This window comes from Candidatus Magnetobacterium casense (assembly GCF_000714715.1).
Classification (GTDB): domain Bacteria; phylum Nitrospirota; class Thermodesulfovibrionia; order Thermodesulfovibrionales; family Magnetobacteriaceae; genus Magnetobacterium; species Magnetobacterium casense.
Genome location: NZ_JMFO01000003.1, coordinates 125495 through 141939 on the forward strand (window position 1 = coordinate 125495; position 16445 = coordinate 141939).

15 protein-coding genes and 1 tRNA gene are annotated in these 16445 nt (G+C 48.9%); 10 read left to right on the top strand and 6 right to left on the bottom strand.

Going from position 1 to position 16445, the window contains the following annotated elements; genetic code table 11:
* Window positions 1-5 precede the first annotated feature (5 nt).
* From Mcas_RS02265 to Mcas_RS16100, 3 genes are all read right to left on the bottom strand, one after another.
* The gene (locus Mcas_RS02265) at window positions 6-779 is read right to left on the bottom strand and encodes a thiazole synthase (RefSeq protein ID WP_040333840.1); all 774 of its coding nucleotides are present in this window, start codon (window positions 777-779) and stop codon (window positions 6-8) included.
* A 293-nt stretch (window positions 780-1072) separates the two neighbouring features.
* The gene (locus tag Mcas_RS02270) at window positions 1073-2110 is read right to left on the bottom strand and encodes a hypothetical protein (protein WP_040333841.1); all 1038 of its coding nucleotides are present in this window, start codon (window positions 2108-2110) and stop codon (window positions 1073-1075) included.
* Between the two features lie 476 nt (window positions 2111-2586).
* A complete protein-coding gene (locus tag Mcas_RS16100; RefSeq protein WP_052566730.1) occupies window positions 2587-5733 on the bottom strand; it encodes a M4 family metallopeptidase in 3147 nt (1048 codons plus the stop codon).
* Window positions 5734-6091: 358 nt separating this feature from the next.
* Between Mcas_RS16100 and Mcas_RS19395 the strand changes: the two genes are divergently transcribed.
* The 9 genes from Mcas_RS19395 (at window position 6092) to Mcas_RS02315 (ending at window position 12482) form a co-directional block, all read left to right on the top strand.
* Entirely contained in the window at window positions 6092-6223 is a 132-nt protein-coding gene (locus Mcas_RS19395) for a nucleotidyltransferase family protein (RefSeq protein WP_200873613.1), read from the top strand.
* Window positions 6201-6374: a nucleotidyltransferase family protein gene (locus tag Mcas_RS19400; protein ID WP_200873614.1), complete on the top strand. Its 174-nt coding sequence runs from the start codon at window positions 6201-6203 to the stop codon at window positions 6372-6374. The genes Mcas_RS19395 and Mcas_RS19400 overlap by 23 nt, the downstream gene beginning before the upstream one ends.
* 89 nt (window positions 6375-6463) lie before the next feature.
* Window positions 6464-6922 (top strand): SRPBCC family protein, encoded by a 459-nt coding sequence (locus Mcas_RS02285; protein WP_040333842.1) that lies wholly within the window; start codon window positions 6464-6466, stop codon window positions 6920-6922.
* A 20-nt stretch (window positions 6923-6942) separates the two neighbouring features.
* Window positions 6943-8181 carry a replication-associated recombination protein A gene (locus tag Mcas_RS02290; RefSeq protein WP_052566731.1) on the top strand — a complete coding sequence of 413 codons (1239 nt, stop codon included), beginning with the start codon at window positions 6943-6945 and terminating at the stop codon, window positions 8179-8181.
* 31 nt (window positions 8182-8212) lie between these two features.
* Window positions 8213-8413: a RelB antitoxin-like protein gene (locus tag Mcas_RS02295; RefSeq protein ID WP_040333843.1), complete on the top strand. Its 201-nt coding sequence runs from the start codon at window positions 8213-8215 to the stop codon at window positions 8411-8413.
* A gap of 62 nt (window positions 8414-8475) precedes the next feature.
* Window positions 8476-9558: a radical SAM family heme chaperone HemW gene (hemW, locus tag Mcas_RS02300; RefSeq protein WP_040333844.1), complete on the top strand. Its 1083-nt coding sequence runs from the start codon at window positions 8476-8478 to the stop codon at window positions 9556-9558.
* Window positions 9559-9765: 207 nt separating this feature from the next.
* A complete protein-coding gene (locus tag Mcas_RS18455; RefSeq protein ID WP_040333845.1) occupies window positions 9766-10776 on the top strand; it encodes a flagellin N-terminal helical domain-containing protein in 1011 nt (336 codons plus the stop codon).
* 309 nt (window positions 10777-11085) lie between these two features.
* Window positions 11086-11167, top strand: a tRNA-Leu gene (locus Mcas_RS02310).
* 247 nt (window positions 11168-11414) lie between these two features.
* Window positions 11415-12482 (top strand): 3-isopropylmalate dehydrogenase, encoded by a 1068-nt coding sequence (locus Mcas_RS02315; RefSeq protein WP_040333846.1) that lies wholly within the window; start codon window positions 11415-11417, stop codon window positions 12480-12482.
* 230 nt (window positions 12483-12712) lie between these two features.
* On the opposite strand, the gene Mcas_RS02320 is transcribed toward Mcas_RS02315, so the two are convergent.
* The 3 genes from Mcas_RS02320 to Mcas_RS02330 all read right to left on the bottom strand — a co-directional run bounded on the left by Mcas_RS02320 (window position 12713) and on the right by Mcas_RS02330 (window position 15176).
* The gene (locus Mcas_RS02320; protein ID WP_040333847.1) at window positions 12713-14014 is read right to left on the bottom strand and encodes a TolC family protein; all 1302 of its coding nucleotides are present in this window, start codon (window positions 14012-14014) and stop codon (window positions 12713-12715) included.
* A gap of 67 nt (window positions 14015-14081) precedes the next feature.
* Entirely contained in the window at window positions 14082-14726 is a 645-nt protein-coding gene (locus Mcas_RS02325) for a DedA family protein (protein WP_040333848.1), read from the bottom strand.
* Window positions 14727-14780: 54 nt separating this feature from the next.
* Window positions 14781-15176: a hypothetical protein gene (locus Mcas_RS02330; protein ID WP_040333849.1), complete on the bottom strand. Its 396-nt coding sequence runs from the start codon at window positions 15174-15176 to the stop codon at window positions 14781-14783.
* A gap of 257 nt (window positions 15177-15433) precedes the next feature.
* Here Mcas_RS02330 and Mcas_RS02335 point away from each other — a divergent pair, with 257 nt between their 5' ends.
* Window positions 15434-16414 carry an FHA domain-containing protein gene (locus Mcas_RS02335; RefSeq protein ID WP_156033030.1) on the top strand — a complete coding sequence of 327 codons (981 nt, stop codon included), beginning with the start codon at window positions 15434-15436 and terminating at the stop codon, window positions 16412-16414.
* Window positions 16415-16445: the final 31 nt, after the last annotated feature.

Genomic DNA, 16445 nt, shown 5'->3' on the forward strand with positions numbered 1-16445 from the left:
TATAGTTACAGCAACATGCCGTCAAGTGGACTGCTTGCCGTTGCGTAGAGTTTCTTTGCAATCCTCCCGGCCTTGTGTGCGTATCGTCCGGCGATAACGGCGTGTTTCATGGCCTTGGCCATGGCGATGGGGTCTTTTGCCCCCGCAATGCCGGTGTTTATGAGCACGGCGTCACAGCCAAGCTCCATGGCAATGGCCGCATCCGATGCCGTCCCCACGCCGGCGTCAACGACAATCGGAAGGTCTACCGTTTCGATGATTATCTTGATGTTGTACGGGTTTCGTATCCCCAGCCCAGACCCAATGGGCGCTCCAAGCGGCATCACGGCGGCTGCCCCGGCATCGGCCAAGCGCTTTGCCGTTATGGGGTCGTCGCTGGTATAGGGCAGGACGATAAAACCCTCCTTGGCAAGCACCTCCGTCGCCTTTAGCAGTGCGCATACGTCTGGGAACAGTGTTCTATCGTCGCCGATGACTTCCAGTTTCACGAGGTCCGTCTCACATGCCTCGCGGCCCAGTCTGGCGTATCTGAGGGCGTCTTCGATCGTGTAGCACCCTGCCGTGTTGGGCAGTATCTTGTACTTCTTGGGGTCTATGAAGTCAAACAGGGCTGGCTGGCTTCTGTCCGTGAGATTGACCCTGCGTATGGCAACGGTAACAACGTCCGCACCGGATGCCTCTATGGCCCTGGCCGTTTCCTCAAAATCCTTGTACTTGCCTGTGCCCACCCACAGTCTTGAACTAAATTCTATGCCTCTGATGACGAGTCTGTCTTGCATCGTGTCTCCTTCTTATTGCCCATCAACATATTTGATATTCTGATACGAAATTCTCTTAACTCACGGTCTATTATCTGAGATTACACACCGAAAAGTCAAGAAGAAAAGGCATAAAAAGAAAAGACAAAGAAAAAAAGGGGTGGCTCCGCCCCCCTTCAGAACCCTCTGCAAGGGGTCACGGACCCCTTGACCCCTTTATAACCTCATTTCAGCGGTATTTAAATTCAGAGGGGAGGTTTAGGTGTACGCTCCATAATATTTATGCGTAGTGATCTTGTAAATTATATTGAACACTAGTCACAGCCATCATGGGATGTTTTTTTAACGGTTACAATGTGGGGCGTAGATGTTGAGTCTGGAAACTTAATATATGGATATTGGCCAAGCTCGTCGGCTTTTTTGAAATACTTATGTAACATATCTGAATTTTCTTTATTGAAAGTTGCAACTGCTATCTCAAACTCTTCATTAATGTTACGTGGAATACCAACAGTTGCAATTGCTCTCCAGTTACTTCCTTTTACTGTTGCTATTGGTTGTGGCCACCATCGCCCTTTTAGGGTTTTTACATGCAAAAAAACCCATATATCATCGTTATTATTAGCAGCATAATTGACAGTTCCTGTCACTTTTAACGCACACCCAACTGAGTTACCTTCTTCAGGTGATGTAATTTTAACTTTATTGTAAGATTCTCCAAATAGCTCACTTGCCTTCTTTGGATTTGTTCCTATCTTGTCTTCAGCATCTTTCAAATTAGGTTGGTTGGGAAATCCTTTTCCGTATACCTGAATCAGAGCAAGCTTATAGTAAAACGCTGATCTTGAATAGTACTGCTCTTTATAAGATTTATCTGCCTCTTTAAGTAAACTTTGATTGAATTCAGCTGCTCTTGGGTCTTGGAATCCTACTCTCATAACATTCGTATAACATGGTTGAATATACATGTTACGTATAAAGTTCTTGTATTCATCATCATCTTTTACATATGTCTCCATAGCTCTTTCTACAATATTTATAATAGCAAATTCAAAATAGTCTATTTCGCAATTTATTTCTTTATCCTTTAGTAAATTCAAGATGCTGTTTACGGATGTTATTGAAGATAAAATGGCTATCTGTTTGGAAGAATCTTTTATGTGTTCTGTAATGGCTGCATTTACATCGTCTTGCATTTGTTGATAGTTATAAATTTTTACGGTCATTATAATGCTCACGACGGTAAGCAAAACACCAAGGATGCCTAACATTATCTCGGTAAATGGGGCAAGATACAAAGCCTTGTTTCTTAACCGATTCCAAAAACCTATCTCTTTAGTATTCATTTCCATAATGTCCTCCAAGTCCTTATAACTATAATCTATGCAGGCTATGCCTGTTGATGCTCACACCGAAAGCTATGAACACCAGTTTAATTGTGGACTATTTAAAAAACAAAAATCCAGTGAATTTTACTTCACATGTTTTGTGACACTGCCATATGAGCACCATGATGTAAAACGTTGTAAAATGCGCCATGAGATGTATTATTAGAGGTCCGTACAGGTACCCATGTTGTGAAGTTTACTTCACTGGAATTTATCCGACTATTAAATTTAGGCTATTTCTTAAAGTGAATAGGTAAATGAGGTATCCCCCTCCCCCATTCCCTCCCACAAGGGGAGGGAGGTTAGAGAGACATCGTCATATTACCCTCCCTTTATGGGAGGGGTTAGGGGAGAGTTGGATGGATTTTGGCAACAGAGAACAAATTAGCCCTGATGCGACCACGCCGGACTGGAGTGCTATCTACGATTTAAGGTAGCATTTAAAACAACGGCATGTTTGAACCATCGGGGATGACTTTCCAGGTGTGGCCGGTTAAGGCGCCGGGGGAACCAACCGATGTTGCCTCCGTACCGTTTATCAGACCGATATACAACTGACCGGTTGGCTTGTCTGTGACACAGATGTCGCTGTTGCCGTCGCCGTTGAAGTCGCCAATGCCAACAACCTGCATGTTTGACGGCAATGTTGCCGGAGAACCACTGCCAATGATACCGCCGTTGATTAGCCATATGTAGAGCATCCCGGTTGAGGTATTGTACCAGAGGATGTCATTCTTGCCATCGCCGTTGAAGTCACCAATGCCCTTTATCTGCCAGGTCGTATCTGCCAGAGTCAGCGGGGAGTTGGCAGAGGTGATTTTGGTGCCGTTGAGGTACCAGATATATATAGCTCCGGTTGTCGTGTTTTGCCAAAGGATGTCGTCCTTGCCATCGCCGTTGAAGTCGCCTGTGCCCTTTATTTGCCAACCGGTATCAGGCTGTGTGCCCACTGTGCCCTGTGACGACACCCATGCTGTGTTCATAAACCAGACGTAGACCATGCCGGTTTTGGTGTTTTGCCAGAGGATGTCGTCCTTGCCATCGCCGTTGAAGTCACCAATGCCCTTTATTTGCCAACCGAGGTCAGGCTGCGTTGCCACTATGCCCTGCGCCAATACCGATGATGCGCTCATAAACCAGATGTAAACCGTGCCGGTTTTGGTGTTGTACCAGAGGATGTCGCTTTGACCATAGCCGTCAAAGTCGCCAATGCCCTTTATTTGCCAATCGAGGTCAGATTGCGTGTAAATTGCGTTGTCACTGACAGCCTTCAGGTCATCCATCAGCCAGAGTCTGGTGCTGCCGGTAGCGGTGTCGTACAGTAGGATATCGCCCTTGCCGTTGCCGTCAAAGTCCGCCTTTGCCTTTGGTGTTGGCGCAGTGCCACCCTCACAGGTGTATATTCTGACGTCATCGATGAGCCAACCCAGAAAGGCCGTGCCAACATCGGTCTTGAGGTTGAACCTGAATCTGACGCTTTTACCGGCCAGAGAGCTTAGATCGAGCCGGCTTGAGATGTAGCCGTTGCTGATGTCACTAAACCCATAAGCGCCATCATATTGACTCTTAAAGTTATAACCGTTGTGTGTAAACAGGGGGCCGGCATCAGTCCATGACACACCGTTGTCCGTGCTGTATGCAACACGCCCTATGTCCTGGGCAAGTAACTTGTTGGTGTTTGCCTCAAGGTCGTATGCGTGACTGAAGTGCAGATATGCCTTCTGTGGAATAACCACAGGTGTAGTCATCATAATGGCCGACTCTGACAGCGTCTCGGACTCCTCGCCGTAGATGCTGTATTTACCGCTTGTTGCGTAGCCTTCTTCGTGGGCGTTCCACGCATCGGAGCCTGTTATGGCGCTATGGGTCCACTTATCAGGGCCGCTCTCAAGGTCGTCTAAAAACACGTTCTTTGGCAAACCGCTATCACAGACCGGGGCATCGGCAGATGGACATTCCGATGGCTGTTGGTTCATTTCCACGGCTTCGAGGGCATTTTTCACCTGTAGACAGTCCGCCGATGTCGTCACTGAGGTGCTAATCAGCGTGTTGCAGGCCGCCTCAAGGGCGTTGTAGAGGTCTGCGTAGTCGCTGCCGGAGGTGAGTAAGTGGCTATGAGCCTCGTAGTATATCTTTGCAACCTTGGTGATGCCAATACCCGTAATCGTTTTTGAGTTAAAGGTATCGCCATCGGTCATCAGGTAAGCGGCCTTGTTGCTGATGTTGCTGTTTGTATGCACTCCGCCATTGTCTCTGTAACCGCAGTAGTAGTTGCTGCTGCTCATCTTATCTGGGTCTTTGAATAACGTCGGGTTCTTCATGTTGCGTATAGCCCCGATAGGGAGGTCTTCACCCATTGCCCACCTTACGCTTGCAGTATCGTTGCCATGTCCGTTTGTCAGGTCTGCGAACTCTCCCCACACATCGGAGAGCGACTCGTCAATGGCGCCAGATTGATAGTAATAAAAGAGGTTGGACGTAGCTTGCGTAACTGCGTGGGTATATTCGTGGGCAACGACATCATCGGCATAAGCAAAGCCACTGCCAAATACAAGTTGTTTGCTCTCAGTATCCCAATAGGCGTTTTCATAGGGACAGTCATCTCCGGTATTTTCCGGGCAATATCTGACCGTGACAACTATGCGACTGCCTGCGTTGTCGTAACCGTCTCTGCCGTGGATGCTTTGATAAAAATCATAGGCGTCACCAATATATGTATAGGCGTCATCGACGTCCTTTATACCGACAGCGGCCTGACCTTCACTCCTGACAGGGGTAGAACCCGGGAGGAAGTCATCCCGGACATTTTTTTTATCGTATATAGCCCTGTTTTTTGCGTCCCTGATCTGATTAAAGTGCAGGGCAATACGCCCGGTTTGTGCATCGACCAGTACAAGTTCATTGATTGTTCCTGGTGCATCTGCCTTGACGTTCATCCGCCAGACAAGGGTATTAATATTGCGTCCGTGGTCGAGCAAGACGGGGTTGTATATCCACAGTTGCGGTGTGTCGGCAGACAATTTTGCCTGTGAGGTGTCGTAATGCTTCGCTATCAGCCTCAGTGCCTCTGCCTTGGCTGCATCCGGCTCTACGGATGGCGTTGTCTTGACAACAGGCGTAGGAGAGACCTCCCCGTTGGCGGTTAAGACGTTCTTTTTGGCATCCATCTGGACTATCAGCTCACCGGCCATGACAGGGACGTCGTTATACACCTGCCGGAACCTGACTATCGACCTGCCGTCCCCGGTTGTCATCTGCCGCATAACCTTAAGTTCTTCCGCCTGGGAGTCAAGCCCAAACAGCCTGCCATAACCGTCAAGGAACCCCCTTGCCGCTGCCTCTGCCGTGGCGCTTTCCGTCAGCCCACGCACACGAGGCAGCATTGCGGCGCCATCAAATCTCATGAAACTGACACGCCCCGTACCACGATGGTAGGTCAGTATCACCTGCCCGCTTGCTGACTGCCTTAGCCTCTGAACCAGTTCGTCGTCACCTGAGGCCGCATACAACAAATCCCATGTGCTGCCAAAGCACCATGCAGTTGCAAGCAACAGCAGCAGAGATATAAACATTATCCGTCTTTTCACGCTAAAACCGCCTTTTTACTGATATCGGAAACTATGTCGTCTTACTTGCATTTTAGGATAAACAAAACGCTATGAAAAGTCAATCGTATATTAGACATTCGACATGGCAGGGCTATCGTATTAAAGAATTTGCAGAAGAGTACATGTTATGTAAAATATAGCAAAAAACTCATTTTGCAAGTGGCTGATATTAAATGATATTTGGGGGGCACGATAATTGCTTGATTTGAGATTTGCAAGAGGCTCATAACAATAAGCAATTTAAATGTCAAGAAGCGACAATATGATTTTTTTGATCGCATATTGTATAATAATCTGAAAGGGGGGTATGCACCCCGCGGCAAAGAGGGATTTACTTATGGATAACAGAGAACTTAAGCAAAAAATAATCACACTCCTTAAACCTCACGGTGTAAGGAGTATTGCAATATTTGGCTCTTACGCAAGAGGTGAGGAGACCTCTGAGAGTGATTTTGGACATACTTGTTGAATTCTCAGCAAAGAAAACGCTCTTTGATATCGTTGGCATCGAACAAGAATTATCCGAGACCTTTGGCATAAGCGTAGACCTGTTGACCGAACGAGCTATTAGTCCATATTTAGTTGACAGAATAAAGAAAGGGAACTATGCCAACTTATGAGGTGATTAAGTTGTGCTACCTTTTACGGCAAGCAAGAAATATATTAGTTATGGTTTAATACTAGAAAAAAATATGGAGGTAAATTTTTAATGGTTAAGTTAAAAAAGGATGCCACGATAGAGGCTTCACCAGAGGTGGTCTTTAACTATCTCAACTCCCCGGACAACTGGAGGGAGCTATACCCCAGGATCACTAAAATCTGGGATACAAAGGCCCTTCCCAATGGCGGCTATAGCTACAACTGGATGTTTAACATGGCCGGCATAACGAACGTCGAGGTGGCCAGTGAAAATACGGACGTGGTCAGAAATCATCGCCTCGATTTCAGGAACATGTGCGGCCTTAAGGGCAGGAAATACACCGAAGTCACCGAGTCCTTCAAGCTGGAGCCTGCAGATGGAGCAACCAGGCTGTCTTATACGGCTGACTATGTTGTCCATATTCCAATTGCCGGCAGGGTCTTCGAACTGATGTTTGTGCGGATGTACGAAATAAAGATAAATATAGTTATTGCTAATCTCAAGAAGAAAATGAAGTCGCTGAAATAACGCCGTAACTCCCTAAGCACATGACGGACAACCGCAGACCTGTCAGGCACCTGCCCCCATTGGCTGACAGGATGCGCCCCAAATCCCTGGAAGACTTCCTGGGGCAGGATGAAATCGTTGGCGTGGGTAAGTTGTTGAGACAGGCCATAGAAGGCGACCAACTGCCATCGATGATCTTCTGGGGGCCTCCTGGCAGTGGCAAGACCACCCTGGCCTCAATTATTGCCGGTCAGAGCAGGGCGGAGTTTCGTGCGCTAAGTGCGGTATCAAGCGGGCTGAAGGATCTGCGGGAGGTCATCACGGAGGCGCAGCGTAACAGCGCCAACGATAAGCGGACTGTCCTCTTCATTGACGAAATTCATCGGTGGAACAAGGCCCAGCAGGATGCCCTGCTGCCATATGTGGAGAAGGCGGTGGTTGTGTTAATTGGCGCCACCACGGAAAATCCCAGCTTTGAGGTACGCGGGGCACTGTTGTCCCGGTGTCGGGTGTTTGTCTTAAAGCAACTGAGTGAATCTGATATCGTCAGGATTATTGACAGGGCACTGGCGGATAAGGAAAACGGCCTTGGAGGGGTAGACATCAGTCTTGGCAGAACGGATGCCCTGTTGATGGCCCGGATGAGCAACGGGGATGCCAGGGCTGCGCTCAATGCCCTGGAGTACATCGCCGTTATGGGAGCCGAATCTGGCGGCCAGGTGACCATTACCGGGGCACTCGTGCAAGAGGCGTTTCAGAAATCGCATCTGCTCTACGACAAGGACGGCGAGGAACACTACAACATCATCTCCGCACTGCACAAGGCAATGCGCGGTTCAGACGCCAATGCCTCACTCTACTGGCTGGCCAGGATGCTGGAGGCTGGCGAAGACCCGTTGTATGTGGCGCGTCGTCTGATCCGGTTTGCCTCCGAGGACGTCGGTCTGGCCAACTCCAGGGCACTGGAACAGGCCGTTGCCGCCTATCAGGCCTGCATGTTTATCGGGATGCCGGAGTGTAACGTCATCCTGGCTCAGGCGGTTGTCTACATGGCCAAGAGCAACAAGTCCAACGAACTCTATACAGCCTATGCTCAGGCGGCCTCGGACGTCAGGGAATACGGCAATCTACCCGTACCGCTACATATCCGCAATGCCCCCACCAGGCTGATGAAAGACCTCGGTTATGGCAAGGGCTACAAGTACAGCCCCGATCACGACTACAAGGAGCAACAGGAGTACCTTCCGGCAGAGTTGCGGGGCAGGAAATATCTCAGGTAGCGTAGATAGCAATAGAATGGAGATATAGATTATGTTAAACATAGTTAAAAAGTATGTCGTTGATGAAAACAACAACAGACTTGCAGTGGAAGTAGACATAGAGACTTTTAACAAGATTGAAGAAATCCTCGAGGATTATGGACTTTATCGCCTCATGACCGATGACACTGACAATGAAATGCTTGACCTCGATGAGGCAAAGAGATTCTATAGCACACTGGATAAAGATTGAAATTCAAATATGGCAAGAGATTTAGAAATATCTCAGGTAACATCATTGTCCGATAAACCATTGTGGAGACAGCGTTATACATACACATTCCGTTTTGTCTGAGGAAATGCGGCTACTGTGACTTCTACTCGATTGTCCTGGACACCGGCATGGCAGGGCAGTACGTTGAGGCATTAAAGGTGGAGCTGCTCCTGCGACGGAGTGAGCTTGGCCCGCTGAAAAGCGTCTTCATAGGGGGTGGTACGCCCACGGCCCTTGAGGGTGAATGCCTGGCAGGACTGGTGGCGTTTATCCGGGAACACTTCGAGTCGGCCACCGACGCCGAAATCACCACCGAGGCCAACCCCCTGACCATTGATCCGCAAAAGCTCGTCCTGCTAAAAGACGTTGGGATAAACCGCCTGAGTATCGGTGTGCAGTCCTTTGACGATGCCATACTCAAGACGCTGGACAGGCTGCATGACGGCAATCAGGCCAGGAGGGCAATTGAGACCGTGGCCAAGGTCTTCAGCAACTACTCTGTAGACCTGATCTACGCCGTTCCCGGTCAGAGTCATGACAGTTGGCATTCGACGTTGGTTGAGGCTGTAGCCTGTGCCCCCTCACACGTATCGGCCTACGAGCTGACGCTTGAACCCTCCGTGCCACTTGCAAGGGCCGGATTGACCCTGCCCCCTGAGGATGTGGCCATTGAGATGTTTGACCTTACCGCCGGCTATCTCACTGCAAACGGATACATACACTACGAGATATCCAATTATGCCCGTCCCGGGTATCAATGCCTCCACAACCTCAACTACTGGCGTACCGGTGGATACGTTGGCGCAGGGGCAGGGGCTCACTCATACGCAGGCGGCAGGAGGTTTTCAAACATCGCCAGTGTCAACGATTACATCAGGGCCATCGCTGTTGGTACGTTGCCGGTTGAGGGGGTTATTGAAATAAATCCCCCGCTTGCACAACAGGAGGCTATACTCCTGGGGCTGAGAACCAGCGAGGGGGTGAGGGCTGTCATGAACCACGTTGTTGATGAACTGCAGGGGGAGGGACTGGTGAGCTTCAATGACGGCATTTTACGCCTTACGCACAGGGGGATGCTCCTGAGCAATCGGGTAATAGCGCAGGTCATTGCTGCCTTGGGATGATTGCCGCAGAAAGAAAATTTTTCCTGGCACTGTAAAAAATTTTCACCCTTATTCCATGCTAACCCCCCTGAGCAGATATAACTCAGAAGGCTATTATCTTGGTAAGTGTAACAATACAAACAGCACCTTTAATTGTTGGCATTAAAATTGCACTTGCTGCTATCAGTTTATTTTAAAATGGCTATATAATGATAATGGAGGTGCAATATGGCATTTGTAATTCAAACAAACGTGATGTCGCTAAATGCGCAGAGGAATCTGAGAAAGACTCAACCGATCTTAACTGAGGCCATGCAGAGGTTATCGTCTGGATACAGGATCAACGCGGCAAAGGACGATGCAGCAGGATTGGCAATTGCAACAAGGATGACGACCCAGACACGTGGTCTGACGGTTTCGGTGAGAAACGCTAACGATGGTCTCTCTATTGCCCAGACGGCAGAGGGTGCAATGGATGAGATAACCAACAACCTGCAGAGGATCAGGGAGCTTGCCGTACAGGCCATGAGCGGTCAGTACGGTGTTACGGACGTATCCTACATGCAGAACGAGGTTAACGCCTTGATTGAGGAAATCGGCAGGACAGCAGAACAGACAAAGTTCAACGACAGGAGACTCCTGGGCGGTATGTTTAACACCAGGCTGCATGTAAGTTATGCTGCCAGTGATGCAGGCATAAACGTCATTATTACTTCGATGAATACCGATGCCCTTGGCGGCAAAATATTTACATCTACAGGTAAGAATGGCGCTATGGCGTACCTAAAGGACATACACAGTGCCACTACGGTTGGTGTAGCTCAGGTAGGTGATAACTCCTTTGTATCTGTTGATGGAGCAGCCCCTACATGGAGTTACACGGCAAATGCTAGTATAACCTATTCCGGCATTGCTTCACTCTACGTTGCAGATTCTACCAGTGTGACGGGTTGGTCATCGAGGGCGTCTAACGCAATCGCCATAATAGATGGCGCACTAAATACTGTCTTGTCGGAGAAGGCGAAACTTGGTGCAAAGGCTAATCAGATGGAGGCTATAGTACGAAATCTCGACAATGTTCTCGAGACAACATATTCCGCACGTAGCCGAATCATGGATGCAGACTTCGCATTAGAGACGTCCAATATGACAAAGGGCATGATACTACAACAGTCTGGTATCTCGATCTTGGCACAGGCCAATAGTCAGCAGCAGAACATACTTGCCCTGTTGAGGTAGTTCGTTTTTTACAGATGCAAAAAGATGCTTTCTGTAAATATTTCAGTGATGACAGTGTTAAGCATTATGGGGTCAAGGGGTCAGCGAGGGGTCAGCGACCCCCGGCATAAAAGGGGCGAGCCGCCCCCGGCTAAGTTCCCCCGGCATAAAAGGGGACTTGTCCCCTTGACCCCACTCTATGAGCAACGGACTGTCTGCAAAGCATTATACGTGGTTTCCACGATAACCGTCCAGTTCTATTTTGCTGTGACATAAGTAATGGGCGACATTGACAGCCACGGACGCTTTATGCTACATTACCAAGTACGTGCGAGAGTGGCGGAACTGGCAGACGCGCTGGACTTAGGATCCAGTGGGGCAACCCGTAGGGGTTCAACTCCCCTCCCTCGCATTACCCCTAAAATCAACGGTTTATAAAGTTAGAGGGACAGTGATAGCCCCTCGAAAAACAGCCATGGTACCAAATTTAGTGTTAATTCTTATGATAATTAACAGCCGCCCCTTTCTTTCTTTGTATCGCATGCAATCGAAACACACTATAATAAAAATTCTCTGATGCAATTGCCCCTGTCATATTGTGTTTTGTGGTATTATATTTGAGGTTGTTTGATTTTTTAAAGATATTCGGAGGCAGATACATGAGCAGGACGTACAATATAGGGGTTATCGGAGGGGATGGCACGGGGCCTGAGGTTATCCGTGAGGGGATAAAGGTGCTGGAGGCGGCTGCGGCATTGGGCGGCTTTGAAGTTGAATTTACACACTATGATTTTGGCGGAGGGCGTTATCTCAGAACCGGTGAGGTGTTACCGGAGAGTGCCTTGTCCGATCTGAGGCGGCACAGTGCGCTGTTTCTTGGTGCCATAGGGCATCCCGACGTCAAGCCCGGGATACTGGAGAAGGGGATACTGTTGCGACTGAGGTTTGAGCTTGACATGTATGTAAATCTGCGACCTGTAAAGCTCTATCCGGGCGTAGACTGTCCACTCAAGGACAAGTGGCCCAAGGACATAGATTTTGTCGTCGTCAGGGAAAACACCGAAGGGTTGTATGCCGGAGCTGGCGGATTCTTCAAGAAAGGTACCCCTGATGAGGTTGCTGTCCAGGAGTCGGTCAATACACGCAAGGGGGTTGAGCGGTGCATCCGGTATGCCTTTGACTACTGCAAGCGGCGGAACAAGGACAAAAAACTCACACTCTGTGGCAAGACCAATGTCCTGACCTACGCATTTGACCTGTGGGAGCGTGTCTTTTATGAGGTTGCCCGTGAGTATCCCAACATCAAGGGCGACTACGCACACGTCGATGCCATTACGATGTGGTTTGTCAAAAATCCCGAGTGGTTTGATGTAATAGTTACCGACAACATGTTTGGCGATATAATCACCGACCTTGGTGCCATGATCCAGGGTGGTATGGGGATTGCTGCCGGGGGCAACATCAATCCGGAGGGCACATCCATGTTTGAACCCATCGGCGGGTCAGCCCCAAAGTACACCGGTAAAAATATCATAAATCCCCTTGCCGCCATCTGTGCAGGGGCAATGATGTTAAGCCACCTAGGTGAGGAGACATCCGCCACCCTCATTGAACGAGCAGTAATGGAGGTCACGGGCAAGCACATAAAGAGCCTCGCCGCCGGCAACATGGGGATATCAACGACAGAGGCAGGAGATCTGGTCGCAAACTATGTCGCTAAATTGTAGTGGTCGATATAGCGCATATGGCTTGGCGTGCAGCACAACGGGAACGGGAACGGCTATCCCCCCGTACCACGTAAGCAGAAGAGTATAAGTAGCTATAACGTAATTAACCCAATTAAAGAAAGAAAGGGGCGGCTCCGCCCCCCTTCAGAACCCCCCGCAAGGGGACCAGTCCCCTTGACCCCATAAAGGCTGGTGATGTTATACATGTTTATGCTAGGTTGCTTAACAATCTAATGATGTTCTAGTGTGGTCACTACAGCGATTAAGGGTATGCCTATTGAGCGCTTTAGCTTCAGGTATGCCATTTCGTAGCCGTATATGGCCTCTGAGAGTCTGCGTTCGGAGGTAACCAACAGGTTGTTGGCATCCATGACGTCTAGTGTTGTTGCAAGACCGGCATCGAATTGTCTGTTTACGCTGTGGTAGTTGTCGGCGGCGTAGGTCACGGTGTCCCTGAGGGAGTTTATGACGCCTTCTTGTGTCAGGTATTGCAACCAGGCGCTCTCAACATCAAGGGATATGGTCTTTTTCAGATATTGGACAGCCAACTCGCTCTGTCGTTGCTTTGCCTTGGCCTCTCTGATATCGGCTTGCCTGGTGCCACCCTCGTACAGGGGTAGGGTCAACTTTACGGTTGCGTAGACTGTTTCGGTGTTGTTGAATAACCAGCCGGGATTGTCGTCTTTTTTCATAAGCACGCCCTCTACGGACAACGTCGGCCAGGCAGAGCTGCTTGCAGACTCTATTGTCTTTTGGGCAATCTCACTGGCAGTAGTGTATGACTTGAGCTCGGTCCTTCTGTTGAGGGCCGTTTGTATGAGACACTCAATGTCGCCTGCAATGCAGTTTGCCAGGTCGTGTGTTACGGTGGAGGTGTCTCTGACGTCGAAGTCATCCGTGGAGTCATCCTTTAGGCCTGCGAGTTTTTTTAGTGTAGCCTTTTTGATCTTCAGGTCGTTTTGTGCTTGCAACACCTCGGTTGTGGCCGTTGAGAGTTCCGCTTCGGCCCTCAGAAGTGCGGTCTTTGTCACCTCTCCGGCTAACAACCTGCTCCTGGCCGCATCACGGTAGAGGGTTAGTCGTCCTACGTTTGCCTGTGCTATCTCAACGGACTTCTTTGCCTTCAGGCAGTCATAGAAGGCCCCAGCGATGCCGTAGAGATATCCCTCGGTGACGGAATCGTAGTCGTATCTGTTTTTTTCGATTGATTTTTCGGCCATATCAATTGCCTTGAACTCCTTGCCTCCCAGCGAAAGACTCTCATCCAGTCTGACGCCACCGCTTACTGATGAGTTTGGTTGCATCACCATTCCCCCGGAGGCAACCTTGTCACGGTTATATTGCGTGTAGAGTGAAAAGGCCGAAACCTTTGGGAGAACAGCCGCAACGGCCTTGTTTTTTTGCTGCTCTGCGATGTGGATATCCTCCTGCGATATCTTGATTGTTTCGGAGGTCTGCAGGGCATACCGGTAAAGCTCCTCCAGGCTGTAGGGATGCGATACGTCGGCCCCAAAGAGCAACGCCGGCAGCATCCATAGGGATATCAACCAGACCCCGATTTGGATAACAGAACTTGCAGCTTTCACTTTGCGGCAGGACTCAACCGGACTTTCCGTATCTATTGCTGAGATACTCATAGACAGCAGGCATGACAGAGAGTATGATGATAGCAAATATGACAATGGTAAAGTTCTTCTTTACAACCGGGATGTTTCCAAAAAAATACCCCGCCATAAGCAGAAGCGTGATCCACAACAGTCCGCCAACGACGTTGTAGGTGATAAAACGTGAGTAGGTCATCTTACCGATGCCGGCCACAAACGGTGCAAACGTCCTGATGATGGGTACAAAGCGTGCTATGATAATGGTCTTTGCCCCGTACTTTTCATAGAAGCGTCTGGTTCTCTCCAGGTGTTCTCTGTTGAACAGCCGCGAGTGTTCCTTGTTAAACACCCGAGGGCCGACGCTATGACCTATCCAGTAGTTGAGGGTATCGCCAATTATTGCGGCCAGACTGAGCAGGATGAGCAGCCAGTGAACCTTCATCGGCGTAATGGCGGCCAGCGCACCGGCGGCAAAGAGCAGTGAATCCCCCGGCAGAAACGGCGTTACGACCAGACCCGTTTCACAAAAAATAATGATAAACAAAATGGCATATGTCCAACTGCCATAGCCGTTGATCAGGTCATAGAGATGCTTATCGAGGTGCATCACGACCTCAAACAGGTTTCTAATCACTTGCATTGTATCACAAAGATTTGGTTCAATTTATGGATATATTCACGTTAAAGCAATCCCTCAATCTCTCTGATGTCCTGGGCCTTTATCAACGCCTCTGTTATTGAGCGGAGCCTTGACGTATCTCCATAGCCTCTGAATCTTCGACATAAACGATAAGCCTTCTTCACCAAATCTGGCCCTTAACAAAAGTTCTATCGTATCTTGCATGCCTTCCTCCCGGCCACTTTCCAAACCCTCTTCCTTACCTTGTATGAATCTCAGGTCCTTTTCTATTGGTAAATCGTATGCAAGTGACATTTTTCCAGCCTCCTCTATCACGATTTTTTGCATGTCTCTCAACCTTGAGAGCATCTCTAATGTCCTTATATTTCTTGACAGTTCCAGTCCTTTAGCGACCTTCATCAGCTCACCTAAAATCTGTCGTACAAGCTCCCTCTCATCGCGCCCGCCCATGAATCAACTCTTTGATGAGCTTATCGTAACTGCCTGGTGGTGTAGTATCCATACGATCTATTATAACGCATGACATTAAAAATTGAAAGATACCAAAAACTTGACAAGCACGTTGCTGTTGTTGTTTACTACCATAGATTGAGTTGACTGTCATCTTAAACAAAAGTGCCATACTTTAAGACTTTAGAACAAACATTGGTGGACAGCGTGTTGTATTGCAACCGGCAAATTCCCGATTTCAGGGAGAGGGTGTTCTATTGAGATTGAGACCTTCAGAGGCATTTTTGTTTGTTGCAATTGTGGGACTGATTTTCGTGCACAGTGCATCAGGTCGTGAGATTAGCAGAGTTAAGGAGCTTTATGCAAACAGACATGAGTTTGTTGATAAACAGGTCGTCATTGAAGGTAGGGTCGATACCATAGCGGAGATGGCAAATAAAGACAAGCTGGGCAGGTTTTCGTTGAAAGACGGCTACGGTGATGTCATAATGGTCAAGTCCCTGGATACGTCTCTGTTCCCCGGGGCCAATATCAGGGTGGAAGGGGTCGTCATCATAACCGATACCGGTAATGACAAAGGAGGTGGGATATTTATACATGCCTCCCGCATCACTGTCCTGGCACTGGGAAATACCACACCCCATGAAACCGTGCCACAACACTCCGACTCTGCACGCCCTGCTTACTCTGCCTCTTCGGTCAAGGGCACACTCCTGCTTATCGTGGCAGGTGTCGCTGCTGCACTGATAATCGCCCTTATCCTGATAAGAAAGAAGTCTGCCGGCAAACCTGAATTTGAGATAAAGGACATCATGTCCTCAAACAAAGATACTCTCACCGACAGGATGAACAAAGCAGGCATGGCCAACGTGCCCAACCCTGCACTGAACGATGTCACACTACAACTGCTGCCGGGTTACCTTGAAATCACCGCAGGGGTATACAAGTCTGCCGGCAAGAAGATATTTATCCATACTCCGTACACCAGGATAGGACGCCAGGAAGAGGGTGTAAACAAGGGGGTTGACTGGATAACCTTTCCCCCGGACTGCATGACGGTCAGCCGGTATCAGGCAGACCTGAGGTATGAGCAAGGTCAATACATAATCATATCGCGCTCACGGGTCAATCCAACCTTTGTAAACAACGCCCCCCTGATGGAAAATGACGCCAGCTTTATCAGGAACAACGACAAGATATCCTTCGGCGACGTTGAACTCACCTTCAGGGGCAAATAATAGTAAACCCTAACACACATACAGGATCGAG